Below are 24,506 nucleotides of genomic sequence, written 5' to 3'. Positions count from 1 at the left end.
GTCCGCCAGGACATGCTCGCGCAGGCAGGCGCCAGTGTAGCGGCATGACGCGGCACCTGCGCACAGAAATGGGATGGAACGCCACGCAAATCGACCCTGCTGCACAGTGCCGGGGGCACAAGGCACAGGACCTTGTCCGACGGGGGGCCGCCTGCAAGCCCGTGTAAGCTTCGCCACCATCGGTGAACCACGCAAGGCGCCCCCCTTCATGCCATTGAGCGCTTCCATGTTTTTTCCGTTGCTTGCGCGGCCCGCGCGCCTTGTGCCGTGGCTGGCGGCGCTGGGCATGGTCGCAGGGGCAGCCCAGGCTGCAGGGGAGGCTCCGGCCTCCCAGGCTGCCGCCGCGATGAGCTTCGTGCAGGCCCGCCAGGCGTTGCTGGAGGGCTCCGACCAACTGGCCGCCTCGGCCAAGGCCGTGGAAAGCGCGCGGCTCAGACGCCAGGGTACGCAGGGGCTGGGCGGGCCTTCCGTGGCCATCACGGGCCTGGGCTACCGCTATTCGGCCAATGCCGACATCGATCTCGATCCTGCGCGGCGCACCCTGGACGGCGTCCTCGGCCAGCTGCCGCCCTCGGTGGGGCCGGCCATTCCCTCGCTGCCGCAACTGCCCACCTCCTATGCCTTGCAGCGCAAGAGCACGAATGCCTCGGCCAGCCTGTCCCTGGTCTGGCCGCTGTACCTGGGCGGCCTGTCCGATGCGGTGCGCAGTGGCCTGGACGCTGCCACTGACGAAGCCCTGGCCGATGCCGCCAGCAGCAGCCACGCCCTGCATTCGCTGCTGGTGCAGCGCTACTTCGGCGCCCAGCTGGCCGAGCGGGCCGCACGGCTGCGCGAGCGTGCGCTTGAAGGCGTGCGCGTGCATGACACGGCGGCGCAAAGCATGCTCAAGGCGGGCGTGATCTCCCGGCTGGAACGCCTGCAGGCCCGTGCCGCGCTGGCCGACGCCGAGCAGCAGGCGCGCAAATCGCGCGACGACGCAGGCCTGGCCGCAGCGGCGCTGGCGCGCACGGTCAAGGCGCAGCGACAGGTGCTGCCCAGCACGCCGCTGTTCGTCAGCAGCCGGCCCTTGCCGCCGCTGGACGGCTTCGTCGCCACGGCCCAGTCGCACCATCCGGGTCTGGACAAGGTGCAGGCCAAGAAGCGCCAGGCCGAGTCGCTGCACGATGCCCAGGAGGCGCTGCGCCGGCCGCAGCTGCTGGCCTTCGGTTCGCGCGAGGTCAACACCAGCGGCAAGCCCAACTGGGTGGCTGGCGTGGCCGTGCGCTGGACGCTGTGGGACAGCATCGACCGCGATGCGCTGGCCGCCTCCTCGCAGCGCAAGATCGAGCAGGCCGAGCTGACCGAAGCCCAGGCGCTCAGCGACATCGCGCTGCTGGTCGAAAAGAACTGGCTGGGCGTGGAGCAGGCACGCCGCCAGTACCAGGCCCAGCAGGCCCAGGAGGATCTTGCGCGCGAGCTGCTGCGGCTGCGCGAGGCCGGCCTGCGGGAAGGCACCAGCACCACGCTGGACCTGATCGATGCCAGCCTCAATCTCGCCAAGGTGCAGACCCAGCGTGCCGAACTGGCCAACCAGTATGTGCAGGCCCTGGCCGCACTGCTGGAGAGCACGGGCCAGAGCGAGGAATTCGACCGATTCATGGCCCAGGCCGACATACAGATCCCACCCGACGCACCATGAGCACAGCCACGCCCGACCATCCCCGCAGCGCCCCCGAAGCACTCGGCCCCGCGCCCGTGCCGCCGGGGCGCAGGCGCCCCTGGCTGGCCCTGGCCATCGTGCTGGCCGTGCTGCTGCTCGTGGCCTGGGGCTTTTGGCGGGCGGCGCAGCCCGCCCCCCTGTATTTCCAGGGCCAGATGGAGGCACGCGAGACCGACATCGCGCCCAAGGTCACGGCGCGCATCGCCAAGGTGCGGGTCACCGAAGGCCAGAAGATCCAGCCCGGCGATCTGCTGGTGGAGATGGACAGCCCCGAGGTGCGCGCCAAGCTGGCCCAGGCCGAGGCCGCGCGCGATGCCGCCCAGGCCCAGGCCGACAAGGCGCAGGCCGGCGCCCGCCCGCAGGAAGTGCAGATGGCGCGCCTGAACTGGCAGCGCGCCCAGACCGCCGCCGACCTGGCCCAGACCTCGCTGCGCCGTGTGCAAAGCCTGTTCGACCAGGGACTGGTTGCGGCCCAGAAGCGCGATGAAGCCGATGCCAACTGGCGCGCCTCGCGCGACCAGGCGCTGGCCGCGCGTGCGCAGTATGAAATGGCGGCTTCGGGCGCGCGCCAGGAGGATCGCAGCGCTGCCCAGGCCCAGGCACGCCAGGTGCAGGGCGTGGTGGCCGAGGTGGAGGCCGCGCGTGCCGAGACCGAGCTGCGCAGCCCCGTGGGCGGCGAGGTGGTCCAGGTGCTGGCCCGCCAGGGCGAGCTGTCTCCTCAGGGCGTGGCCGTGGTCACCGTGGTGGACCTGGCCGACCAGTGGGTGGTGCTCAATGTGCGCGAGGACCAGCTTGCACGCTTTGCCCAGGGCAGCCGCTTTACCGGCCGCCTGCCGGGCCTGGACAACCGCGAGGCCGGCTTCGAGGTCTACTACCTGGGTGTGCTGCCCGACTTCGCCACCTGGCGCGCCACGCGCGCGGGCCAGGGCTTCGATGCGCGCACCTTCGAGGTCCGCGCGCGGCCGCAGCAGCCCATTGCGGGCGCGCGGCCCGGCATGAGCGTGGTCGTGGAAGGCGGCCGTTGAGCGGCCGGCGGCAGTGAGCGCGAACCCGCCCACGGCCTTTGCCGCCAGCCTGCGGCGCGAATGGCGGCTGCTGCGCGGGCGGCCCTGGGACCTGGCCATGGTCAGCTGGGTGCCGCTGCTGGCGCTGCTGCTCATGGTCTGGATCTTCTCGGCAGGCCTGGTCCAGCGCCTGCCCGTCGCCGTCTGGGACCAGGACCACAGCGCCCTGTCGCGCCAGCTGGTGCGCATGCTGGGCGCCACGCCGGGCCTGGCCGTGCAGTCGCAGGCGCTCAATGCCTCGGAGGCGCAATGGGCGCTGCAGTCCATGAATGCCTACGCCGTGGTGCAGATCCCGCCCGGCTTTGCGCGCGACATCAAGCGGGGCCAGGGGGCCGACGTGGTGCTCATGCACAACGCCCAGCTGGCCACGCATTCCAGCCTGATCCAGCGCGACCTGCGCCAGGTGGTGGGAACGCTGTCGGCCGGCGTGGAAATGCAGGCCCGAGCCAAGCGCGGCGACCCGGCCCAGGCGCTGCGCGTGCGCATGGAGCCCATACGCACCAACCTGGTGTCGCTGTTCAACATCTCCACCAATTACGAGCAGTTCCTGGCGGCGGCGCTGATTCCCGCGCTGCTGCACATCCTGGGCATGACGGCCGGCGCCTGGTCCGTGGGGCGCGAGCTGCGCGACCGCACGCTGGGCCAGTGGATGGCCGAGGCTGCGGGCCCGGGAAAGCCCGGCTGGAGCGCCATTGCGGGCGCCTTGGCGGGCAAGCTGGCGCTGTCCTGGGCCAGCCTGGGCCTGGGTGGTACGCTGGCCATGCTGTGGCTCACGGCCGGGCGGGGCTGGCATCCGGGGCAGGGCGCTGCCAGCCTGGCCTGGGTGGCGCTGGCCCTGCTGCTGCTGATCGCCGTGAGCCTGGCGGCCGGGGCGCTGCTGGCGGCGCTCACGCTGTCGCTGCGCACGGCGCTGTCGGGCGCGGGCCTGCTGTCGGCTCCGGCCTTTGCGTTCAGCGGCGTGGGTTTTCCGCTGCTGGCCATGCCCGATTCGGCACGTGCCTGGGCCCTGTCCATGCCCTATACCCACTATGCGCGGCTGCAGATAGAGCAGCTGCAGATGGGCGCGCCCATCGTGCAGAGCCTGCCCGTGGTGGCCGGGCTATTGCTGGCCGCGCTGGTGTTGCTGCTGCTGGCCACGGCAGGCCTGGCGCGCGGCCTTTCCCGCCCCGACAAATGGGGAGGGCGTTGAGATGGCCAGGGGCTTTGCGCAAGACTTCATCAGCGCCCTGCGTGCCGTGTTCGGCGACGTGGGCGTGCTCATGCTGCTGGTGGGCGCGCCCGTGCTCTACGGCTTCTTCTACCCCTGGTTCTATGGGCAGGAGGTCGTGCAGCGCGTGCCCGTGGCCGTGGTGCAGCACGACGGCAGCGGCCTGGCACGCCAGATGCTGCGCTTTGCCCAGGCCAGCCCGCGCATCGAGGTGACCCTGGTCACGGGCGACGAGGCCCAGGCGCAGCAGGCCCTGCTGGATGGCCGCGTCATGGGCTACGCGCTGCTGCCGCGCGACCTCAAGCGCCGCGTGGTGCGCAGCGAAGAGGCCGTGGTCCCCGTCTATGCCAACGGTGCCTACCCGCTGGCCGCCAAGCAGGTGCAGTACGGCTTTGCCGAAGCCTTCGGCACGGTATCGGCAGGCGTGGAGCTGCGGCGGCTGACGGCCGGCGGACAGAGCGCACTGCAGGCCCAGGCCAGCCGCTCGCCCGTCAACCTGCAGATGCAGGCTTTGTTCAATCCGACGGAAGGCTACGGCAGCTTCGTCGTCGCCGCCGTGGCCATCATCATCCTGCAGCAGACGCTGCTCATGGGCGGCGCGCTGCTGGTGGGAACCTGGCGCGAGCAGGGATTGGACAGGGCGCCGGCACGCACCTGGCTGGCGCGGCTGTTGGCGCTGTGCACGCTGGGCTGGCTCTCGGGCCTGTACTACTTCGGCTGGATCTTCGTCTGGCACGACTATCCGCGTGGCGGCAATCCCTGGGGCGCGCTGGCGCTGCTGGCCGTCTTCGTCCCGGCCGTGGCGGGCGTGGCGGCGCTGCTGGGCTGGTGGCTGGCCAACCGCGAGCGCGCCATGCAGGTGGTGCTGTTCACCTCCATCCCGCTGGCCTTCGTCGGCGGCTTCAGCTGGCCGGCCGAAGCCCTGCCGCAACTGCTGCAGGCGCTGCGCTGGCTGTCGCCCAGCACGGCCGCCATCCAGGCCTCGCTGCGCCTGAATCAGGCAGGCGCGCCGCTGGAGGCGGCGCTATGGCATCTGTCCGTGCTGCTGGCCCTGGCGCTGCTGGGCTGGGTGGCCGTGCTCTGGCTGGGAAGCCGCCGCGTGGACCCTGGCGATTGACCGGTCGGGGCTTCAGGCCGGCGCGCCCGCGCCGCGACCCCGTCCCTGCACGGCCAGCATCAGCAGCACCACGCCCACGATGGGCAGCAGCCAGGTGTTGATGCCGTCCCAGCCGGCCGTGTGCAGCAGCTGGCCCGAGCCGAACGAGGCCACGGCCACGGTGCCGAAGACCAGGAAGTCATTGAGGGCCTGCACCTTGGCGCGCTCGGCAGGGCGGTAGCACTCGGTCACCATGGCCGTGGCGCCGATGAAGCCGAAGTTCCAGCCCACGCCCAGCAGCACCAGGGAGCCCCAGAAGTGCAGCAGCTCCAGCCCCATCAACGCCATCAGGGCCGAGGCGGCGATCATCACCAGCCCCAGCGCCGTGATGCGGCGCTTGCCAAAGCGCGCGATCAGCCGGCCCGTGAAGAAGCTGGGCGCGAACATGGCCAGCACATGCCACTGGATGCCCAGCGCCGCCTCGCCCACCGTGTGGCCGCAGCCCACCATGGCCATGGGCGCGGCCGTCATGAGAAAGGCCATGAGACCGTAGCTGACCACGCCGGCCGAGGCCGCGACGATGAACTGGGGCGTGCGCGCAATCTCGGCCAGCGGCCGGGCCTCGCCCGCCACGGCGCGGGCCTGGGGCGGCGGCAGCTTCAGGCCCAGCAGCAGCGGCAGGGCCAGCAGGGCGAGCACGGCCTGGCTGTAGAAGCTGCCTGCGAACGGCGTCATGGGCAGGGCGTCGCGCGTCCAGATCACCACCTGCGGGCCGATGATGGCCGCGATCAGCCCGCCGATCATCACGCGCGAGATGGCGCGCGCCTGCTCGGCGGGGTCGGTCATGGCGTCGGTGGCGGCAAAGCGGTAGCTCTGCACGCAGGCCGCGTAAAAGCCCGCCAGCGCCGTGCCGATGCAGAAGGTCACGAAATCGGAGTGCGCAATGCCCTGGGCCGCGATCACGCCCGAGACCACGCCCAGGATGGCTCCCAGCACATAGGCCGTGCGTCGCCCCATGCGCTGCATCAGCCAGGCCGCGGGCAGCGTGGACAGCGCCAGGCCCAGCTGGTAGATGCTGACCGGCAGCGTGGTGGCCGTGGGATTGGTGGACAGCTGCTGGCCGACCAGGCCGCCCAGCGAAATGATGATGGGCGGCGACGCGCCCCCCAGCGATTGCGCGGCCACGAGCAGGCCGAGGTTGCGGCGCTGCAGCGCTGGAGTGTGTTGTTCTGGTGTCATGGCTTGTGCGGCGGAAAGACCGCATCTTCACCGAAAAGCATGAGGGCTGGGTTAAGCGTTGTTCCGTGTGCCTGCCCTGTCCAGGCGCTGCTGGAGCAAGGATTTGCTGTACGCCTCCTGGAAGATCTGGTGGATCAACTCCCTGAACCATTTGTGCCCCGCGTCATGATCGTTGCGCGGATGCCAGACGGCGTCTATGGACAGGGCCAGCTCGGGCAGGGGCATGGGGCGCGCCACGCAGTTGGAGCCGGACAGCACGCTGTGCATCCAGTGCGCGGGCATGGCGGCCACCAGGTCGGTGGATTCGATGACGGGCACCATGCCCAGCCAGGTGGGCACCTGGAACATCACGCGCCGCGCCAGCCCGCGCTCGGCCAGGAGTTCATCCACGATGCTGCTGCCCACGCCCGTGACCTTCAGGTGGCCTTGCTCCAGGTATTTCTCCAGCGTGAGCGGGGAGGCGGCGGCCGGATGGTCCTTGCGCATCAGCACCATCCACTGGTCGTCCAGCAGGCGGCGTGACGCCGACAGCACCGAGCGACCGCGCGAGACGGACAGCCGTATCTCCACGCCCTCGTACTCGACGCGGTCCGAGGGCTGGCGGCCGTCGAAGGACTGCACCGACAGGCTGATGCCCGGCGCCACCGCACGCAGATGGATGCACAGCTGCGGGAGCAGCAGCACACCCACGTAGTCGGACAGGCGCAGGTGGAAATTGCGCCGCGCCGTGGCCGGATCGAAGCCCTTGCTGACCTCGATGGCGCTTTCGATCTCGCTGAAGGCCTTGCGGAAGCTGCGCGCCAGGCGCACGGCCTCGGGCGTGGGCGACATGCCTTCGGCCGTGCGCAGCAGCAGCGGGTCGTTGAACTGGGTGCGCAGCCGGCGCAGCGCATGGCTGACGGCCGAGGAGGTGATGCCCAGCCGCGCGGCGGCCTTGCCCACGCTGCGTTCTTCCACCAGGGCCTCGAAGATCACCAGCAGGTTGAGGTCGATGCTGCGCAGGTTGACCGGAGCCCGGGGCGCACCGTCTGTATGTTGAATGCTGTTCATTTTGATGATGACAAAGATGAGCTTGACTGAATTTTACGTGCGTCACGACAATGCACCAGCTTTGAAATGAATGCCCATGAATTCACCCAGTTTCAACCGCTGTGCCGGTGATTGCGACGCAGTCGAAAATCCAGCGGAACAATATCTGTTTCCAGAAAATTCCTGCGATACCCATTTCCATGTATTTGGTCGTTCCGATGATTTTCCTTTGATTGCGGAACGCGCCTATACACCGGCTGTCGCGTCCATGGACGATTATTGGAAAGCCTTTCGCCCATTGGGTGTGGACCGCTGCGTTCTGGTCCAGCCCAGCGTGTATGGCCGCGATCATGGCCTTCTCAAGCAGACGCTGCGCCATGCCGAATCGGGCCGCATGCGTGGCGTGGCCGTGATCTACGAGGACACGCCGGATACAGAGATCGAAGCGCTGCACGCCCTGGGCGTGCGGGGCGCACGGTGCAATGCGCTGTTTTCGGGCGGGGTCTCCGTCTCCAGCCTGCAGGCCGTGGTCGACCGCATCCGGGGCCTGGGCTGGCATGTGCAATTGCTGGTGAACGTGGATGAAGACGCTGGCCTGGCGCAGCGCGTGGCCGACATGGGCGTGGCCGTGGTGGTGGATCACTTCGGCCACCCGTCGCGCCAGCTGGGCGCCGGCGGGCCGGGCAGCCGCAACCTGCAGGCGCTGATGAAGGAAGGGCGGGCCTGGGTGAAGTTCTCGGGCGCCTACCGGATATCGGCAACGGCATCGGCCGTGGACCCGGCCGTGGTTCCGATTGCACATGCCCTGGTGCAGGCCAATCCGCACCGGATCGTATGGGGGTCGGACTGGCCGCATCCCGGAATAAAGGCCCGTTCGAATTCCGCTGGCGAATTGGCGCAGGCACTGGTGGATTGGGTTCCAGAGGAATACAGGCACACGGTATTGGTCGATAACCCCGCGCGCCTGTATTGGGGTCATTGATTTTCAAATAGCAGGAGACAGAGAAAATGAATCGAATCACATCGGGCCGCAGAGGCTTTATCCGCACGGCGGTATCTTTCGCGGCGCTGGCTGCGGCATCGGCCGCATCGGCAGTGCAGGCGCGCGCATTTCCCGCCAAGCCGCTCACGCTGGTCGTGCCCTTTGCGCCGGGCGGCAACGTGGACATCGTGGCCCGCACGCTGGGCATTCCGCTGGCCCGGCATGCGGGGCAGTCCGTGATCGTGGACAACCGTGCGGGCGGCGGTGGTGCCGTGGGCTCGGGCTGGGTGGCGCGCGCCGAGCCGGACGGGCATACGCTGCTGGTGGCCACGCCGGGCCAGTTGGGCACCTTGCCCGAGATGATCAAGCTGCCCTACCGCGCCGACAGCTTTGCGCCCATTGCCGTGGTCAGCCGCACGCCCGTGGTCGTGGTGGTGCGCGCCAACGACGCGCGCTTCAAGACCGCTGCCGATTTCATCAAGGCGATGAAGGCCAGGGATGGCAGCGTGACCGTGGGCCATGCCGGCCCGGGCTCGCCCAATCACCTGGCCGTGCTGCAGCTGGAAGATGCCGTGAAGGTGCGCGTCAATCCCGTGCCCTACAAGGGATCGGGGCCGGCCCTGGTCGATCTGATCGGCGGGCAGATCGATGCCGTGGTGGACCAGATCACCAGCTCCACGCCGCATATCAAGAGCGGCGCCCTGCGCGCGCTGCTCGTGCTGGGGCCGCGCGCCGGGGGCGGGCTGGCCGATGTGCCCGACCTGGCCCAGCTGGGCCTGCCGGTGTTCGATGCCACCACCTTCGTGGGCGTGTTCGCGCCCAAGGGCGTGCCCACGGCCAGCGTGGAAAGCCTGTATGGCTGGATCTCCCAGTCTGTGGCCGACCCGGAGTTCAGTCGCCTGATCCGCGAACTGGGCAGCGAGCCCTTCCCGGCCAGCGCGGCCGTGCTGCAGCGCCTGGTCAGCGAAGAGGCCGCACTGGCGGCGCGGCTGACCCGCCAGGGGCGCTTGCGCGCGGAGTAGCCACAGGCGGGTTGGAGCACGCTTCAGAACCCGGCCGCCAGCCCGTCGCGGCGCGGGTCGCTGGCGATCTGGTAGCCCTCCACGGCGGGATCGCCCATGCGCCAGATGAACTGGCCGGCGCCGAAGTCCTGGTAGGGGTCGTGGATGACCTCCACCTGGTGGCCCAGCGCCTGCAGGCCGGCGATGGTGGACGGGTCCATGCCGCCTTCCACGTTGATGGCCAGGCCTTCGTTGACGCGCCAGCGCGGCGCATCGCAGGCCGCCTGGGGCGACTGGCGGTAGTCCAGCATGCGCACCACAGTCTGCATGTGGCCCTGGGGCTGCATGTTGCCGCCCATGACGCCGAAGCTCATCACGGGCTGGCCGTCGCGGGTCAGGAAGGCCGGAATGATGGTGTGGAAGGGGCGCTTGCCCGGGCCCACCAGGTTGGCGCGGTTGGGGTGCTGGGGGTCGGTGCCGAAGCCGTGGCCGCGGTTTTGCAGGCTGATGCCGAAGGTCGGCTCCACCACGCCCGAGCCAAAGCCCGAGAAGTTGCTCTGGATGAAGCTGACCATCATGCCGTTCTCGTCGGCCGCCGTCAGGTAGATGGTGCCGCCGCGCACGGGGTTGCCGGCCTTGAAGTCCTGCGCACGGCGCGGATCGATCAGCCTGGCGCGCGAGGCCAGGTAGGCGTCGTCCAGCATCTGTGCGGGCGTCACCTCCATGTCCGCGTCGGCCACGTAGCGGTAGATGTCGGCAAAGGCCAGCTTCATGGCCTCGATCTGCAGATGCTGGGAGGCCACGCCATCCACGGGCAGGCTGGCCAGGTCGAAGTTGGACAGAATGCCCAGCGCAATCTGCGCGGCAATGCCTTGCCCGCCCGGCGGGATCTCGTGCAGAGTGTGGCCGCGGTAGTCCTTGGCCAGCGGCTGCACCCATTGCACCTCGTGCGCGGCCATGTCGGCCATGCCCAGGCAGCCGCCGTGCTGCTGCACGAACGAGGTCACGGCCCGGGCAATCTCGCCCTCATAGAAGGCCTTGCCGCGCGTGGCACCAATGGCGCGCAGGGCGCGCGCTGCGGCGGGAAAGCGGAACAGCTCGCCCACTTCCGGCGCGCGGCCCCGGGGCAGGAAGCTTTCCCTGAACCCCGGCTGCGATTGCAGCTCGGGCGCGCCTGCGGCCCATTTCTGCTGGACCACGGGCGGCACCAGGTAGCCGCGCTCGGCGATCTCGGCGGCCGGCTCCATCAGCGCGTCAAAGGGCAGCTTGCCGAAGCGCTCGTGCAGGGCCACCCAGGCGCTGACGGCGCCCGGCACGGTGATGGAGTCCACGCCCCGGCGCGGCGGCTTGTCCTGGCGGCCATAGCGCTGGTGGAAGTACTCGGGCGCCCAGCCCTGCGGTGCGCGGCCGCTGGCGTTGAGCCCGTGCAGTTCCTTGCCATCCCAGAGGATGCAGAAGGCGTCCGAGCCCAGGCCGTTGCTCACCGGCTCGACGATGGTCATGGCCGCCGCCGCCGCAATGGCCGCGTCCACCGCGTTGCCGCCTGCCCACAGCATGCGCAGGCCGGCCTGCGCCGCCAGCGGGTGGGAGGTGGACACGGCATTGCGCGCGAATACGGGCACCCGCCTGGAGTCGTAGGGGTTGCCGGGAGTGAAGGGTGAGGAAGAGGCGTGCATGAAAGAACCTGCCTCAGTCGGCGGTGATGCCCATGGTCTTCACGTCACGGCTCCAGCGCGTCAGCTCGCGGTCGATCTGCTGCTTGAAGGACTTGGGGTCGCTGGTCTCGGGGTCCAGGCCCTGGGCCTCGAACTGGGCTTGCACTTCGGGGCGCTCCATGATCTTGCGCACTTCCTGGGCCAGCCGCTCGACGATGGCCGGGTCCGTGCCGCCCGTGGTGAACAGGCCGTACCAGGACGTGAAGGCATAGCCGGGCAGGCCGGCCTCGGCGACGGTGGGCACGTTGGGCAGGTTCTTGACGCGCTGCTTCGTGGTCACGGCCAGGATGCGGGTCTGGCCGGTCTTCGCCGATGTGATGGCAGGCGGAATGCCCGAGAAGATGGCCTGCACCTGGCCGCCCGACACATCGGTGATGGCCGGGCCGTTGCCGCGGTAGGGCACGTGCACCAGGTTCACGCCGGCCTGCTGCGCGAACAGCGCGCCGGCCAGGTGCAGGGTGGAGCCGTTGCCCGACGATGCGTAGTTGATGCTGCCCGGCGCCTTGCGCGCGGCCTCGATCATTTCCTGCACCGTCTTGTAGGGCAGGGCGGCGTTCACCAGCAGCGCGTTGCCGGATTCGGCTACCAGGGTGATGGGCTCCAGGTCCTTGCGCGGGTCGAACGACAGCTTCTTGGCCAGCACGGGCGCCACGGTGTTGCTGCCGATGGAGCCCAACAGCAGCGTGTAGCCGTTCTTGGGCGCCTTGGCCACCACTTCGCTGGCGATCAGGCCGCCCGCGCCGCCGCGGTTCTCCACCACCACGCTCTGGCCCAGGCGCTGCTGCAGCTCCTTGGCCAGGATGCGGGCCACGATGTCGTTGGCGCCGCCGGCGGCAAAGCCCACCATGATCTTCAGCGGCTGCGAGGGCCAGGCATCGGCGGCGGGCGCGGCCCAGCCGGGCGTGGCGCAGGTCAACAGGGCGGCGCAGCAGACGAGCAGGCGGCGGGACACGGGTGCAGGCATGGAGATCTCCAGAAATCCGGGAAGTGGGAGGGTGCGATCAGGACGATCGGCTATCGGTTGCCAGCGATTTTGATGATAGAAACTGTTTGGTGAAAGCTGGAATTTCTTACGAATCTTGAAAGTAAATCTTTTATGCCAAGCCTGCGCATTCTTCGCACTTTCCTCGCCGTGGCGGCCGAGGGCTCCTTCACTGCGGCAGGCCAGCGCGTGGCGCTGACCCAGGTGGCCGTGGGGCTGCAGATGCGCACGCTGGAAAACGACCTCAAGCGCAAGCTGTTCGCGCGCCAGGGCAAGCTGGTCACGCTCAACGAGCAGGGCAGGGCGCTGGTGCCCATTGCCACCCAGCTGGTGGCGCTGTACGAGCAGGCCAAGCACGGCACGCGGGCCGACGCACCGCTGGCCGGCACCGTGCAGTTCGGCTCCATCGTCTCGGCGCTGAGCCAGCTGGTGCGCGCCACGCTGGAGCTCAAGCGCCACCATCCGGCGGTGGACCTGCATGTGGTCTCGGGCAAGTCCAACCGGCTGATCGCCCAGGTGGAGAACCATGAGCTGGACGCGGCCGTGGTGGTCTACAAGCCGGCCATCAAGCGCCCCTCGCTGGTCTGGACACCGCTGTATGCCGAGTCCATGGTGCTGCTGGCGCCGCGCGCCGCCCGGCCCGCGGCGCCCGCCGACATGGTGGAGCGCTATCCCTTCATCCGCTTCGACCGCACCGAGCACACGGGCGAGCTGGTGGAGCGCACGCTGCGCCGCCTGCGCGCCAAGCCCCAGGAGTTCCTGGAGCTCAACTCCATCGAGACCATCGTGGAGCTGGTGCGCGACGGCATGGGCGTGGCCATGCTGCCCAATCTGGCGCGGCATGGCTGGGAGGGCGACCCGCGCCTGCGCGTGCTGCCCCTTGCCCAGACTGCCGAGAGCCGGCAGATCGCCCTGGTGCAGCTGCGCACGGCGGCGCGCGCCGAGATCATTACCGCCGTGGGTCAGCAATTCGTGGCGGCGCTGGCGGCGCCGGCCTGAGCGCGGCGCTGTGGGTGTTGCGCCGATCCGCGTGTCTTAAGTTGCGTATTGCGCGAGCCCGTGGCCCATGGACCAGTTCTCCTTGTCCACCTCGACCAGGTTGACGAACACGTCCTCGGGCCGCAGGCCGGGGCTTTCGACCAGCAGCTCGGCGATGCGGCTGAACAGCGCCTTTTTCTGCTCCAGGCTGCGGGTGTTGCTGACCGTGAGCTGCACCAGCACCAGATCGTCGCTGCGCGCCACGCCCAGGTAGGAGGCGCCGTAGCGGAAGTTGTCGCCGTCATGCTCGGTGATGGTCATGAACTGGTCGTCCTCCGGCACGTTGAAGGTTTCGCGCATGGCGCGGTAGAGGCTGTCGCAGATGGCCTGGCGGTAGGCGGGGGACTTGCCGGCGCGCATGTTGATCCGGGTCATGGGCATGGTGTGGCTCCTTTGCGTTGCGTTGCTTTGCGTTGTGGGAGCCTCGAAGGTAGGCCGCGCCAGATATTTTGAAAAGCCATGATTGCTGATATCAGTAATAATGGATTGAAATGATTCAACGACCTCTGGACCTGGATGCCGTGCAAGGCTTCGTGCACATCGCGGACCTGGGCAGCTTCACGCGCGCGGCCGAAGCCATGCAGACCACGCAGGCTGCCGTCAGCCTCAAGCTCAAGCGGCTGGAGCAGCGGCTGGGCTGCAGGCTGGTCGAGCGCACGCCGCGCCATGTGCAGCTGTCCGCGCTGGGCGCCGACTTCCTGCCCCATGCGCGCGAACTGTTGCAGGCCCATGAGCGCGCACTGGCGCTGGCCGTCAGCACGCGCCAGCGGCTGACCATCGGCATCAGCGACCACGTGGCCGGGCCTGAGCTGCCCGCACTGATCGCCCGCATGAATGCGCAGGACCCGCAGCTGCTGATCGACATCCGCATCGCATCGTCCGGCCCGCTGCTGCAGGGGTTTGACCGGCGCGAATACGACACGGTGATCGTTCGCACGCATGCCGGGCGTGACGACGGCGAGCTGCTGGCCGAGGAGCCCTTCGGCTGGTTTGCCGCGCCCGGCTGGCAGCACCGCGCGGGCGAGCCCCTGCCGCTGGCCACGCTGGCCGAGCCCTGCGGCGTGCGCGCCATGGCCGGGCAACTGCTGGATACGGCGCGCATGCCGTGGACCGAGGTGTTCGTGGGCGGCGGCGTAGCCGCTGTCTCGGCCGCCGTCATGGCGGGGCTGGGCGTGGCCGCGCTGGCGCCGCGCATGCTGGCCCTGGGCGCCGTGGACGTGGGCCCGCGCCTGGGCCTGCCCACGCTGCCGCGCCTGCCCGTGCTGCTGCACACCCGCGTGCGCGAAGGCCGGCCGCGCGCGGCGCTGGATGCGCTGGGCGCCGCCTTCAAGTCCGCCGTGCGTGGCTAGCAGCCAACAATCGGCCCGGCATGGTGCGCAGCCGCTTGTGCCTGCGGGCCAACGGGCGATAGACTCGCACCCCTCCCATCCACCCTCACCCTTTCGAGGTGCACCATGCCCCGCCGCACAGCTTCCTGCTGAACGACTTCGTCACACGCTGATCCTGGCCTTGCCCCGGATGTCTTTTGCGTGTGCGCTGCGGTGCGTGGCCTTTTGAGGGCTTGCGGCTGACCGTCCGGTTTGCGGACGGCGCCGACAGTCCTGCCATCTTCCCCTTCGACAGCCTGCCGGCCCGGCCACCACGGGCCAGGCCGCGCTGTCGCTGCATCCCCTGCATTGCGGCGCCTGGCGTCGTCGTCGGCTTTTCCCGCCCCATGGCATGGCGCCGTGGGGTGCTGCATCGTTTTCGGAAAGCACGACATGACCCCATCCATTTCTCCAGGCCCTCGTTTTCTTTCGAGCATCGAGATCCTCAAGTACCCCCGTACGCCGCACCTGCGCGGCTCGCGCCTGCAGGCCGGTGACCAGGACGACGCCGTGCCCTATGAGCGGCTGGCCGGCCGGCACATCGTCGTCGAGGAAAAGCTCGACGGCGCCAACGCCGCGCTGAGCTTTGCCGGCGACGGCCAGCTGCTGCTGCAGTCGCGCGGCCACTACCTGGACAGCGAGCGGCCCGGCGGGCGCGAGCGCCAGTTCAACCTCTTCAAGCAATGGGCCCAGGCCCACGAGGGCGCGCTGCTGTCCCTGCTGGACGACCGCTACCAGGTGTTTGGCGAGTGGATGTATGCCAAGCACTCGCTGTTCTACGACGCGCTGCCGCACTGGTTCTGCGAGTTCGACATCTGGGACCGCTCGGCGCAGTGCTTCCTGGACACGCCGCGCCGCCATGCTCTGCTGGCCGGCGTGCCCGTGGTCTCGGTGCCCGTGCTCTACAGCGGGGCGGCGCCCCGGCGCATGCAGGACCTGCTGGCGCTGCTGGCCCCCTCGCTGGGCCGCAGCGCGCGCTGGCGCCAGGCCTTCGAGCAGGTGGTGGCCCGCCAGAAGCTGGACCTGCCGCTGTGCTGGCGGCAGACCGACGGCTCCGAGCTGGCCGAAGGCCTCTACCTCAAGGTGGAGGAGGACGGCCAGACCGTGGCGCGCTACAAGTTCGTGCGGCCGGACTTCGTGCAGGTCATCCTCGACTCGGGTTCGCACCACAGCGAGCGGCCCATCGTCCCCAACGGGCTGCGCGAAGGCGCAGACATCTTTGCGGCCGATATTTCAAAAAGCTGGTGAGGCCTGCAGCGCAGACCCATCGCAAGGAGATTTCCATGACGAACTGGAAACAGATCCAGTCCCTGGTGCCGCAGCCCGGCGCCGACCCCGACTTCGCGGCCTGCCTGGCCGCCTTCCCCCAGCTGGAGCAGGCCAAAACCACGCCGCAGGACCCGGTCTACCACGCCGAAGGCGATGTCTGGACGCACACGCAGATGGTGGTGCGCGAACTGCTGGCCGACCCCGGCCATGCGGCGCTCACCGCCACCGAGCGCGAGACGGTCTTCCTGGCCGCGCTGCTGCACGACGTGGCCAAGTGCTCGACCACCGTGGTGGGCGAGGACGGCCGCATCGGCCAGCCCGGCCATTCGCGCCGGGGTGCGCTGGATGCGCGGCTCATGCTCTGGGAAGCCGGCGCGCCCGTGGACCAGCGCGAGGCCATCTGCCGGCTGATCGCCGTGCACCAGGTGCCGTTCTTCGCCTTTGCCGATTCGCGCCGCGGCCTCTCGCCCGAGTTCATCGTGCGCGAGCTGTCCTGGCAGACGGACCTGCACCTGCTCACGCTGCTGGCGCGCGCCGACATGCGCGGGCGCATCTGCCCGGACATTGCGTCCGTGCTGGTCAACATCGAACTGGTGCGCGAGTTCGCGCTGGAGGAGGGCTGCCTACGCACGCCACGCCGCTTTGCCTCGGCCGAGACGGCGGTGCGCTACTTCCGCGGCGCGCAGCTGCATCCCGACTATGCGCTGCACGAGCAGGCCGGCTCGCGCGCCATCGTCATGTGCGGCCTGCCGGCCAGCGGCAAGAACACCTGGGTGGCCGCCCACCATGGCGACCTGCCCGTGGTCTCCTTCGACGATGCGCGTACGGAGCTGGGCCTGCGCCACGGCCAGAACGAGGGCGCGGCCGCCCACCACGCCGTGGACAAGGCCAAGGCCCTGCTGCGCGCGGGCCAGCCCTTTGTCTGGAATGCCACCCACCTGTCGCGCCAGATGCGCGGCAAGACCGTGGACCTGTGCCTGGCCTACGGCGCCCGCGTGGAACTCGTGCACCTGGAAGCCAGCCGCCCAACCCTGCTGGCCCGCAACCGCGCGCGCGACACCACGCTGACCAACGCGGCCCTGCTCAGCCTGCTGCAGCGCTGGGATGTGCCTTTGCCTACCGAGGCGCATGCACTGTCGTTGCTGGTCAATGAGGGATAGGTCGGGGGTGGAGGGGAGGTCCCGCCTTTCGCTCAGTCCCTTCGGATTCCGCGCTCCTTCACCAGCCGGCCCCACTTGGCGGCTTCGCTGTCGATGAAGGCGGCGAACTCCTGGCTGCTGCCGCCGCCGAACTCGTTGCCCTGGGAGACGATGCGTTCCCGGACTTCCGGGTGCTCCATGGCCTTGGCGAACGCCTTGTTGAGCCGGGCCACGATCTCGGGCGGCGTGCCTTTGGGCGCCACATAGCCCATCCAGTTGGAGACGGTGACCTGGGGGAAGCCGGACTCGGCGAAGGTGGGGACGTCAGGGAGCATGGCCAGGCGCTGTGCCGAGGTCACACCCAGCGCGCGGATCTTGCGCGCCTGTATGGAGGGCGCTGCCGCACCGGTCTGCTCGAACATCAGGTCCACCTGTCCCGACAGCAGGGCGGTGGCGGCGGGGCCACCGCCCTTGAAGGGCACGCCGACCATGTCCAGGCCTGCCGCCGCCTCGAAAAGCTCGGCCGAGAGATGGTGCGCGCCGCCCGGCCCTGCATTGGCGATGTTCAGCTGCCCCGGCCTGTCCTTGGCGGCCGTCACCACATCGGCCACGCTGCGATAGGGTTTGTCGGCGGGCGTGACCAGCACCAGTGGGCTTTTCTCCAGCAGGATGATGGGGACAAAGGTCTTGGGATCGAAGTTGAGCCTGGGATAGATCCAGGGGTTGACGGCCAGCGGCCCGAAGCTGCCCATGGCGATGGTGTAGCCGTCGGCTGCGGCGCGGCCCACGAACTCCATTCCGATGTTGCCGCTGGCGCCGGGCTTGTTGTCCACGATCACGGGCTGGCCCAGTATCTGCGCCAGCTGCCTGGCCACGAGCCGGGTCTTGACGTCGGTGTTTCCGCCGGCCGCGAAGGGCACGACGATGGTGACGGCGCGGACCGGGTAGCCGTCGGGGGCGGTCTGGGATCGGGCCGTGGCCGAAGCCAGGACCAGGATGGCGGCGGCCGTGGCGGCCAGCGCGGGATGAAGCTGCATGTCGTCTCCTGTGGTTTTCTGAAGGGAAAGGCAAATGCCGGGAAAGGGCGCGCGCCCTCACTCGGCCACGATGCGGGCCGAGGTCACGATGGCGGCGTACCTGGCGGTCTCGGCGGCGATGAAGTCCCTGAACTGCTGCTGGGACATGGGAGCGGGCTCGCCGCCCAGTTCGCGCAGGCGCTGCGCCAGCGCGGGGTCCTTGAGCGCATTGACCACCGCCGCATGCAGCCGCGCCTGGACGGCCGGCGGCGTGGAGGCGGGCGCGAAGAGGCCGAACCAGTTGTCCAGGTCGTAGGAGGCCAGGCCCGTCGACTCGGCAATGGCGGCAATGCCGGGGGCGAAGCTGGCGCGCTGCGCTGAAGTCACCGCCAGCGCCTTGACACGGCCGCTCTTGATGAAGGGCGCGGCCCCCGCGTAGCTGACGAAGGCCAGTTCGACCACGCCCGAGGACACGTCCACCAGCTGGTTGGCCGCGCCCCGGTAGGGCACGTGGTTCAGCCGAATGCCGGCCAGCGACTGCAGCAGCTCGCCATTGAGGTGCTGGGGATTGCCCACGCCGCTGGTGGCGTAGCCGAGCTTGCCGGGGCTGGCCTTGGCCAGGCGCACCAGTTCATCGATGTTGCTGGCCGGCAGGCCGGGCGAGGCCACCAGTACGTTGGGCACGCGCGTGACCAGGGTCAGGGGCGCCAGGTCGCGGGACGGCTGGTAGGGCATGCGGCCCTGGTGCACCAGCGGGGCGATGGCGGTTTCGCCGGCCGAGCCCAGCAGCAGCGTGTGGCCGTCGCCCGCCGCGCGTGCCACGGCCCCTGCGCCCAGCATGCCGCTGGCGCCGGGCCTGTTGTCCACCACCACCGGCTGCTTGAGCGTCACGCGCAGCCGCTCGGCCAGCAGCCGGGCCATGGCGTCGACACCGCCACCTGCCGTGAAGGGAACCACGAGAGTGATGCTGCGCTGCGGCGCGTCATGGGCCGCAGCGGGCAGGCTGCCGATGAGGCTGATGAGGCCGGCGAGCAGCGCGGTGCCCAGGTTGCGCAGCAAGCTGCGGCGGGAGGGAGCGGACATGTCAAAACTCCTTGGCGGCCTTTTAGCCGGGGTTTCAGGGAAAGCGAGATGAGGCGTTCGATTGCATTTTAGAAATTCAAAATGCAAAATATCAGCTATGGAAAACACCGAGAACCCCTTTTCCCGCGTCCTTGAACTGGACGGAGTCCGCTACCACGCCGCCGATGTGCCGGGCGTGCTGGGCGAGTGCCTGCCGCGCCTGCCCGTGGTGCTCAGGTTGTTGCTGGAGAACGTGCTGCGCCACATGGAGGGGCAGGAAAGGGACGCTGCCGTGGCTGCCCTGCGGGCCTGGATGGATCACGGCAGCAGCGAGGCCGAGATCGCCTTCCAGCCGGGCCGCGTGCTCATGCACGACACCACCAGCACGCCGGCGCTGGTCGACATCGCGGCCATGCGCGACGCGCTGCACGAAGAGGGCGTGGATCCGGCCGTGCTCAATCCGGTGCTGCCCGTCGATGTGTCGGTGGACCACTCGCTGGCCGTGGAGGCCTATGCAGCGCCGGGCGCCGCCCAGGCCAACCTGGAGCACGAGATACGGCGCAATGCCGAGCGCTACCGCTTCCTGCGCTGGGCTTCCAGGGCCCTGGCCCATGTGACCATCCACCCGCCGGGCACGGGGATCATGCACACCATCAACCTGGAGCAGCTGGCCACCGTGGTGACCACCGAGGAGCGCGGCGGCAGGCTCTGGGCCGTGCCCGACATGATGCTGGGCACGGACAGCCACACACCCATGGTCAACGGCATCGGCGTGCTGGGCTGGGGCGTTGGCGGGCTGGAGGCGCAGACCGTGATGTTCGGCATGCCCACCATGCTGCGCATCCCCGATGTCATCGGCGTGCGGCTGACCGGCGCGTTGCGCCCCGGCGTGCAGGCCAGCGACCTGGCCCTGGTCGCCACCCAGCGGCTGCGCGCCCTGGGCGTGGCCGGCGAGTTCGTCGAGTACTTCGGCCCCGGCGTGTCCACGCTGACGGCGGGCCAGCGCAGCGTGGTGGCCAACATGGCGCCCGAGTACGGCGCCACCACGGGCTACTTCGCGGTCGATGGCCAGACGCTTGACTACCTGCGCGCCACGGGCCGCAGCCCACAGCGCGTCGCCCTGGTCGAGGCCTATATGCGTGCCCAGGGCCTGTGGTTCGATCCGCAGGCCCGGCCGCGCTACACACGCCAGATCGAGATCGACCTGGACACCGTGGGCTGGCACATTGCCGGTCCGCGCCGCCCGCAGGACCTGCTGGACTATGGCGACAGCGCCCGCGCGCTGCAGGCCGTGGGCTTTGTTGCGTCCGGCGCGCAGGCCGGGTTGCCGCGCCATGCCGTGGCGCTGGCCGCCATCACCAGCTGCACCAATACCTCGGATCCCGCGCTGCTGGTCGCCGCCGGGCTGGTGGCGCGCAAGGCGCGGGCGCTGGGGCTGAAGGTCCCCGCATGGGTCAAGACATCGCTGGCACCGGGCTCGCCGGCGGCTGCCTCCTATCTGGCGCGCGCCGGGCTGCTGCAGGACCTGGAGGCCGTGGGCTTCGGCATCGTGGGCTACGGCTGCACCACCTGCATCGGCAACCCCGGCCCGCTGACAGAGCCGGTGCGCCAGGCCCAGCGCGCCGGCCAGGCCAAGGCCGTGGCCATTTTGTCGGGCAACCGGAATTTCCCGGGCCGCGTGCATCCGGACATCGAGCTGAGCTTCATCATGTCGCCGTCCCTGGTCATCGCCTTCGGTCTGGCCGGCGACGCGGCCCGCAACCTGCGCCTGGAGCCCGTGCAGCGCCTGGCCGATGGCCGGCCCGTGTTCCTGGCCGACCTCATGCCCACCCGCGAGGAAGTCCAGGCGGCGCTGGCGCTGGGCCTGCACCCGCAGGACTTCGGCCGCGACTTCGCGCGGGCCACGCTCAACCCGGCCTGGCATGCGCTGAAGGCGCCCGAGGGGCCGTTGTTTCCCTGGGACGCGCGGTCCACCGCGCTGCGCCGCCCGCCCTTTGCCGCGCTGTCCGAGGGCAGCCAGCTGGGCCGCTACCAGGCCCACCCGCTGCTGGTGGTGGGCGACGACATCACCACGGACCATATCTCGCCGGCCAGCGCCATCCCGCCCGACAGCCTGGTGGCCGATTTCCTGGTGGAGCGCGGCGACGACCGGGGTGATCTCAACGTCTTCGCGTCGCGGCGCGGCAACTGGGAGGTGATGGTGCGGGCGGCCTTTCACAGCAAGACGCTGAAGAACCTGCTGGCGCCCGGTGCCCCCGTGGCCCATGGCCTGCATGCACCGTCGGGCGAGATAGCGCCGCTGTGGGACATCGCGCAGCGCTACCGCAAGGCGGGCCAGTCCGTGGTGCTGGTGGCCGGCGAGCGCTACGGCACGGGCTCCTCGCGCGACTGGGCCGCCAAGGGCCAGCGCCTGCTGGGCATACGTGCCGTGCTGGCCCTGAGCTTCGAGCGCATCCACCGCTCCAACCTCATCGGCATGGGCATCGTGCCGCTGCGCTTGCCTGCGGGCATGGGGCCGCAGGAACTGGCGCTACAGCCGGGCGACCGTATCGAGATCGATGCACCGTCCGACGCCCTGGCGCCGCGCTGTGCCGTGCCCGTGCGCATACTGCGCGGCGATGGCAGCGTGCAGGCGCTGCAGGCCACGGCCGCCGTGGAGACGCAGCTGGAGGCCGGGCTGCTGCGCAGCGGCGGCGTGATTCCTTCCATCCTGCGGCAGGCGGCCGGGCGCTGATGTGGCATGGCATGACAATGGGGGCATGAAGACCTCCACCCAGCTGTGCTCGCAAATCCTGGCACTGGCCCGTTCCGAGCAATGGGACAGCGGAACCCACCTGGCTGCCCAGGGCCTGGCCGACCGGCTGCGCGTCTCCCGCCAGCCCGTCAACGAGGCCTTGCAGCAGCTGCAGGAGCAGGGCGTGGTGCGGCGCGAGCGCAACCGGGGGTTTTTCCTGGCCCTGCCGCATGACCGGATTTCGGCCGAACTGCTGGCTGAGGCGGCGGTCGGCGACCAGGACCTGACCGAGGCCATCTACTTTCGCATCGCCGAGGACCGGCTGCGCGCCAGCCTGCCCGAATCCGTCACCGAGGCCGCGCTGCGCACGCGCTACGGCCTGAGCAAGGCCCAACTGGCGGCCGTGCTCAACCGCATCTCGCAGGAGGGCTGGATCGAGCGCAAGCCCGGCTACGGCTGGACCTTTGCGGCCATGCTGACCACGCCCGACAGCCTGTTGCAGTCCTACCGCCTGCGTATGGCGCTGGAGCCGGCCGCGCTGCTGGAGCCCGGCTACCGGCTGGACCGCGCCGTGCTGCAACGCTGCCGCGCGGCCGAAATCCACTTGCTGGAAGGCGGCATCGCCACCGACCCGGCCGACCGCATCCACGACCGGGGGGTGAACTTCCACGAGTCCCTGGTCGAGGCCTCGGGCAACGTGTTCTTCATCGACACCATTCGTCGCGTCAACCGCGTGCGGCGCCTGCTGTCCTACCGCTCCATGCAGGACCGGGCGCGCTACCGCGAGCACTGCGAGCAGCATCTGAACATCCTGGAACTGCTGGGGCGCGAGCGCAACGAAGAAGCCTCCCTCGCCATGCGCGAGCACCTGGCGAGCACCTTGCGCAACCTGGCCAGCATCAGCGATCTCCTCGGTCCCGGCGCAGCGTCCCCAGAACCTTCGCGTACCCCTTCGCGTACCTCTTCCACGCCCCGGCGGGCATCCCGTTGACCCTTGAAGCGAGCCATCCATGAACCTTTCCTCCCAGCTGCTGTCCACCCTCGCGCCGCTTGGCCGCATCCGCGCATCCATCAACACCGGCAATCCCATCCTTGCGCGGCTGCAGGCCGATGGCCAGCCCGCAGGCGTGTCCATCGACCTGGCCCGGCGCCTTGCGCAGCAGCTGGGGCTGGAGCTGGAACTGGTGGTCTTCGATACGGCCGCCAAGTCGGTGGATGCCGTCACGCGCGAGGAGGCCGACTTCGGCTTCTTTGCCGTGGACCCCGTGCGCGGCGCGGGCATCGGCTTTACCGCGCCCTATGTGCTGATCGAGGGCAGCTACCTGGTGCGCCAGGATTCGCCGCTGACCGACAACGCCCAGGTGGACCGGGCCGGGCACACCGTGGTGGTCGGCAAGGGCAGCGCCTATGACCTGTACCTGAGCCGCGAGCTCAAGCATGCGCAGATAGAGCGCGCCGTGTCCTCGCCCGCCGTGGTGCAGACCTTTGTGGAATCGACGGCCGACGTGGCCGCCGGCGTCAAGCAGCAATTGGAGGCCGATGCCGCACGCCTGCCGGGCCTGCGCCTGCTGCCGGGCCGCTTCATGGTGATCCAGCAGGCCATGGGCCTGCCCAAGGGGCGGGGCGATGAGGCCCTGCGCGTGCTGGCGGCCTTTGTGGAGGAGGCCAAGGCTTGCGGTTTTGTGGCCGAGGCGCTGCAGCGCCATGGCATTCAGGGCGCGGCCGTCGCACCGCTGGCGGGCGCATCGGCATGAGCACCTCAGCGTCGCGCCCCCTGTACGCCTACGTGGGTTCGCGCACCACGCGCGAGCGCGACGCACGTGGCGAGGGCATCACCGTCTATCGCGTGGACGAAGCCACGGGCGGCCTGCAGCATCTGCAGACCGTGGACGGGCTTGCCAACCCCTCGTTCCTGGCGCTCGATGCAGCCGGCACCCGGCTCTACACCGTGCATGGCGATGGCCATGAGGTCAGCGTCTTCGCACGCGATGCCGCAACGGGCCGCCTGGCGTTGCTGCAGACCCGGGACTGCGGCGGGCGCAACCCGGTGCACCTGGCCATCGCCCCGGGCGGACGGCAGCTGGTGGTCTCCGACCATCTGGGCGAGCCGGCTGCCAGCGACGGCCACCGGGGGTATGGCGGGCCAGGCGGTACGCTGGCCGTGATGTCGATCGCACCGGATGGGCGCCTGGGCTCCGTGCAGCAGCGGCTTGCGCTACCGGGCCAACCCGGGCCGCATCGCAAGGAGCAGCCGTTTGCCAAGCCGCACTTCAACCCCTTCTCGCCGGACGGGCGCTTCGTGCTGGTGCCTGACAAGGGGCAGGACCGGATCTTCATCTTCGCCTTCGAGCACGGGCGGCTGGTGCCTGCGCCCCAGCCCTGGCTGGACTGCCGCGAAGGCTCGGGCCCGCGGCATATGGCCTTCCATCCTGCGCTGGCCTGCGCCTATGTGGTCAACGAACTGGACAACACCGTGCTCACCTGCCGCTTCGACGCGGCCACGGGCGCGCTGCAGGGCTTGCAGATCCTGTCCACCCTGCCGGAGCGCTTTGTGGGCAACAGCCGGGCGGCGGGCATCGAGGCCTCGCGCGACGGCCGGCAGGTGCTGGTGTCCAATCGCGGCGCTGACGGCATTGCGGTCTTCGATGTCGATCCTTTGACGGGGCTGCTGCACGCCAGTGGCGGCTTCGCCTCGGGCGGGCGCACGCCGCGCTTTTTCACGGCCTCGCCCGACGGGCGCCTGCTCTATGTGCTCAACGAGGACAGCGACAGCATCGTCTGCCATGCCCGGGATGACGCCTGGCGCCCGCTGGCCAGCACCCACTGCGCCAGCCCGGTGTGCATGGTGTTCGCGCGGTAGCCGTCCG

21 protein-coding genes are annotated in these 24,506 nt (G+C 69.8%); 14 read left to right on the top strand and 7 right to left on the bottom strand.

Annotation, left to right across the window (positions count from 1 at the left end):
• Positions 1-226 precede the first annotated feature (226 nt).
• From DA1_RS11425 to DA1_RS11410, 4 genes are read left to right on the top strand one after another with little or no spacing between them, the layout of a single operon-like run.
• Positions 227-1,678, top strand: coding sequence for a TolC family protein (locus DA1_RS11425; protein WP_034395420.1), 1,452 nt, complete (start codon positions 227-229; stop codon positions 1,676-1,678).
• The gene (locus DA1_RS11420; protein WP_034395423.1) at positions 1,675-2,724 is read left to right on the top strand and encodes an HlyD family secretion protein; all 1,050 of its coding nucleotides are present in this window, start codon (positions 1,675-1,677) and stop codon (positions 2,722-2,724) included. Before DA1_RS11425 ends, DA1_RS11420 begins: the two co-directional genes overlap by 4 nt.
• A gap of 13 nt (positions 2,725-2,737) precedes the next feature.
• Complete coding sequence (locus DA1_RS11415) at positions 2,738-3,952, top strand: ABC transporter permease (protein WP_034395427.1); 1,215 nt, start codon at positions 2,738-2,740, stop codon at positions 3,950-3,952.
• 1 nt (position 3,953) lies between these two features.
• Positions 3,954-5,087 (top strand): ABC transporter permease, encoded by a 1,134-nt coding sequence (locus tag DA1_RS11410; protein WP_034395430.1) that lies wholly within the window; start codon positions 3,954-3,956, stop codon positions 5,085-5,087.
• A gap of 12 nt (positions 5,088-5,099) precedes the next feature.
• On the opposite strand, the gene DA1_RS11405 is transcribed toward DA1_RS11410, so the two are convergent.
• Positions 5,100-6,305, bottom strand: coding sequence for an MFS transporter (locus tag DA1_RS11405; RefSeq protein ID WP_013801714.1), 1,206 nt, complete (start codon positions 6,303-6,305; stop codon positions 5,100-5,102).
• Positions 6,306-6,356: 51 nt separating this feature from the next.
• Entirely contained in the window at positions 6,357-7,355 is a 999-nt protein-coding gene (locus tag DA1_RS11400; RefSeq protein WP_034395433.1) for a LysR family transcriptional regulator, read from the bottom strand.
• A 76-nt stretch (positions 7,356-7,431) separates the two neighbouring features.
• Here DA1_RS11400 and DA1_RS11395 point away from each other — a divergent pair, with 76 nt between their 5' ends.
• Positions 7,432-8,316 (top strand): amidohydrolase family protein, encoded by an 885-nt coding sequence (locus DA1_RS11395; RefSeq protein WP_169807221.1) that lies wholly within the window; start codon positions 7,432-7,434, stop codon positions 8,314-8,316.
• A 26-nt stretch (positions 8,317-8,342) separates the two neighbouring features.
• Positions 8,343-9,338, top strand: a complete 996-nt coding sequence (locus DA1_RS11390) for a tripartite tricarboxylate transporter substrate binding protein (RefSeq protein ID WP_034395439.1) — start codon at positions 8,343-8,345, stop codon at positions 9,336-9,338.
• Positions 9,339-9,361: 23 nt separating this feature from the next.
• On the opposite strand, the gene DA1_RS11385 is transcribed toward DA1_RS11390, so the two are convergent.
• Together DA1_RS11385 and DA1_RS11380 are read right to left on the bottom strand one after the other, a co-directional pair.
• Positions 9,362-10,993, bottom strand: coding sequence for a gamma-glutamyltransferase family protein (locus DA1_RS11385; protein ID WP_034395442.1), 1,632 nt, complete (start codon positions 10,991-10,993; stop codon positions 9,362-9,364).
• A gap of 13 nt (positions 10,994-11,006) precedes the next feature.
• Positions 11,007-11,996: a Bug family tripartite tricarboxylate transporter substrate binding protein gene (locus DA1_RS11380; protein ID WP_013801719.1), complete on the bottom strand. Its 990-nt coding sequence runs from the start codon at positions 11,994-11,996 to the stop codon at positions 11,007-11,009.
• A 132-nt stretch (positions 11,997-12,128) separates the two neighbouring features.
• Between DA1_RS11380 and DA1_RS11375 the strand changes: the two genes are divergently transcribed.
• The gene (locus DA1_RS11375; RefSeq protein WP_034395444.1) at positions 12,129-13,013 is read left to right on the top strand and encodes a LysR family transcriptional regulator; all 885 of its coding nucleotides are present in this window, start codon (positions 12,129-12,131) and stop codon (positions 13,011-13,013) included.
• Between the two features lie 36 nt (positions 13,014-13,049).
• Here the strand turns inward: DA1_RS11375 and DA1_RS11370 are convergent, their stop codons facing one another.
• Positions 13,050-13,433, bottom strand: a complete 384-nt coding sequence (locus DA1_RS11370) for a tautomerase family protein (protein WP_034395446.1) — start codon at positions 13,431-13,433, stop codon at positions 13,050-13,052.
• Positions 13,434-13,543: 110 nt separating this feature from the next.
• Here DA1_RS11370 and DA1_RS11365 point away from each other — a divergent pair, with 110 nt between their 5' ends.
• The 3 genes from DA1_RS11365 (at position 13,544) to DA1_RS11355 (ending at position 16,848) form a co-directional block, all read left to right on the top strand.
• Positions 13,544-14,401, top strand: a complete 858-nt coding sequence (locus DA1_RS11365; protein WP_016448234.1) for a LysR family transcriptional regulator — start codon at positions 13,544-13,546, stop codon at positions 14,399-14,401.
• A 411-nt stretch (positions 14,402-14,812) separates the two neighbouring features.
• Entirely contained in the window at positions 14,813-15,667 is an 855-nt protein-coding gene (locus DA1_RS11360; protein WP_034395448.1) for an RNA ligase family protein, read from the top strand.
• A gap of 35 nt (positions 15,668-15,702) precedes the next feature.
• On the top strand, positions 15,703-16,848 hold the full coding sequence (locus DA1_RS11355) for an AAA family ATPase (protein WP_034395450.1): 1,146 nt from the start codon (positions 15,703-15,705) through the stop codon (positions 16,846-16,848).
• A gap of 32 nt (positions 16,849-16,880) precedes the next feature.
• Here DA1_RS11355 and DA1_RS11350 read toward each other — a convergent pair whose 3' ends face one another.
• Both DA1_RS11350 and DA1_RS11345 read right to left on the bottom strand, forming a co-directional pair.
• Complete coding sequence (locus DA1_RS11350; protein ID WP_034395452.1) at positions 16,881-17,864, bottom strand: Bug family tripartite tricarboxylate transporter substrate binding protein; 984 nt, start codon at positions 17,862-17,864, stop codon at positions 16,881-16,883.
• A gap of 57 nt (positions 17,865-17,921) precedes the next feature.
• Positions 17,922-18,926 carry a Bug family tripartite tricarboxylate transporter substrate binding protein gene (locus tag DA1_RS11345; RefSeq protein WP_174549384.1) on the bottom strand — a complete coding sequence of 335 codons (1,005 nt, stop codon included), beginning with the start codon at positions 18,924-18,926 and terminating at the stop codon, positions 17,922-17,924.
• Between the two features lie 97 nt (positions 18,927-19,023).
• On the opposite strand from DA1_RS11345, the gene DA1_RS11340 reads away from it, so the two are divergent.
• From DA1_RS11340 to DA1_RS11325, 4 genes are read left to right on the top strand one after another with little or no spacing between them, the layout of a single operon-like run.
• Positions 19,024-21,639 (top strand): aconitate hydratase AcnA, encoded by a 2,616-nt coding sequence (locus tag DA1_RS11340; protein ID WP_034395455.1) that lies wholly within the window; start codon positions 19,024-19,026, stop codon positions 21,637-21,639.
• A 25-nt stretch (positions 21,640-21,664) separates the two neighbouring features.
• Positions 21,665-22,630, top strand: a complete 966-nt coding sequence (locus DA1_RS11335) for a GntR family transcriptional regulator (RefSeq protein ID WP_034398788.1) — start codon at positions 21,665-21,667, stop codon at positions 22,628-22,630.
• A 19-nt stretch (positions 22,631-22,649) separates the two neighbouring features.
• Entirely contained in the window at positions 22,650-23,393 is a 744-nt protein-coding gene (locus tag DA1_RS11330) for an ABC transporter substrate-binding protein (protein WP_012206352.1), read from the top strand.
• On the top strand, positions 23,390-24,499 hold the full coding sequence (locus DA1_RS11325) for a lactonase family protein (RefSeq protein ID WP_034395458.1): 1,110 nt from the start codon (positions 23,390-23,392) through the stop codon (positions 24,497-24,499). The genes DA1_RS11330 and DA1_RS11325 overlap by 4 nt, the downstream gene beginning before the upstream one ends.
• Positions 24,500-24,506: the final 7 nt, after the last annotated feature.

Source organism: Delftia acidovorans NBRC 14950 (assembly GCF_001598795.1).
Lineage (GTDB): Bacteria > Pseudomonadota > Gammaproteobacteria > Burkholderiales > Burkholderiaceae_C > Comamonas > Comamonas acidovorans.
Note: the sequence above shows the minus strand (reverse complement) of the source record. Positions and strands in the feature narration are given on the sequence as shown.

Coding starts and splice junctions, on each gene's coding strand:
- DA1_RS11425 (WP_034395420.1), top strand. CDS start 227: ATGTTTTTTCCGTTGCTTGCGCGGCCCGCGCGCCTTGTGCCGTGGCTG.
- DA1_RS11420 (WP_034395423.1), top strand. CDS start 1,675: ATGAGCACAGCCACGCCCGACCATCCCCGCAGCGCCCCCGAAGCACTC.
- DA1_RS11410 (WP_034395430.1), top strand. CDS start 3,954: ATGGCCAGGGGCTTTGCGCAAGACTTCATCAGCGCCCTGCGTGCCGTG.
- DA1_RS11405 (WP_013801714.1), bottom strand. CDS start 6,305: ATGACACCAGAACAACACACTCCAGCGCTGCAGCGCCGCAACCTCGGC.
- DA1_RS11400 (WP_034395433.1), bottom strand. CDS start 7,355: ATGAACAGCATTCAACATACAGACGGTGCGCCCCGGGCTCCGGTCAAC.
- DA1_RS11395 (WP_169807221.1), top strand. CDS start 7,432: ATGAATTCACCCAGTTTCAACCGCTGTGCCGGTGATTGCGACGCAGTC.
- DA1_RS11390 (WP_034395439.1), top strand. CDS start 8,343: ATGAATCGAATCACATCGGGCCGCAGAGGCTTTATCCGCACGGCGGTA.
- DA1_RS11385 (WP_034395442.1), bottom strand. CDS start 10,993: ATGCACGCCTCTTCCTCACCCTTCACTCCCGGCAACCCCTACGACTCC.
- DA1_RS11380 (WP_013801719.1), bottom strand. CDS start 11,996: ATGCCTGCACCCGTGTCCCGCCGCCTGCTCGTCTGCTGCGCCGCCCTG.
- DA1_RS11375 (WP_034395444.1), top strand. CDS start 12,129: ATGCCAAGCCTGCGCATTCTTCGCACTTTCCTCGCCGTGGCGGCCGAG.
- DA1_RS11370 (WP_034395446.1), bottom strand. CDS start 13,433: ATGCCCATGACCCGGATCAACATGCGCGCCGGCAAGTCCCCCGCCTAC.
- DA1_RS11365 (WP_016448234.1), top strand. CDS start 13,544: ATGATTCAACGACCTCTGGACCTGGATGCCGTGCAAGGCTTCGTGCAC.
- DA1_RS11360 (WP_034395448.1), top strand. CDS start 14,813: ATGACCCCATCCATTTCTCCAGGCCCTCGTTTTCTTTCGAGCATCGAG.
- DA1_RS11355 (WP_034395450.1), top strand. CDS start 15,703: ATGACGAACTGGAAACAGATCCAGTCCCTGGTGCCGCAGCCCGGCGCC.
- DA1_RS11350 (WP_034395452.1), bottom strand. CDS start 17,864: ATGCAGCTTCATCCCGCGCTGGCCGCCACGGCCGCCGCCATCCTGGTC.
- DA1_RS11345 (WP_174549384.1), bottom strand. CDS start 18,926: ATGTCCGCTCCCTCCCGCCGCAGCTTGCTGCGCAACCTGGGCACCGCG.
- DA1_RS11340 (WP_034395455.1), top strand. CDS start 19,024: ATGGAAAACACCGAGAACCCCTTTTCCCGCGTCCTTGAACTGGACGGA.
- DA1_RS11335 (WP_034398788.1), top strand. CDS start 21,665: ATGAAGACCTCCACCCAGCTGTGCTCGCAAATCCTGGCACTGGCCCGT.
- DA1_RS11330 (WP_012206352.1), top strand. CDS start 22,650: ATGAACCTTTCCTCCCAGCTGCTGTCCACCCTCGCGCCGCTTGGCCGC.
- DA1_RS11325 (WP_034395458.1), top strand. CDS start 23,390: ATGAGCACCTCAGCGTCGCGCCCCCTGTACGCCTACGTGGGTTCGCGC.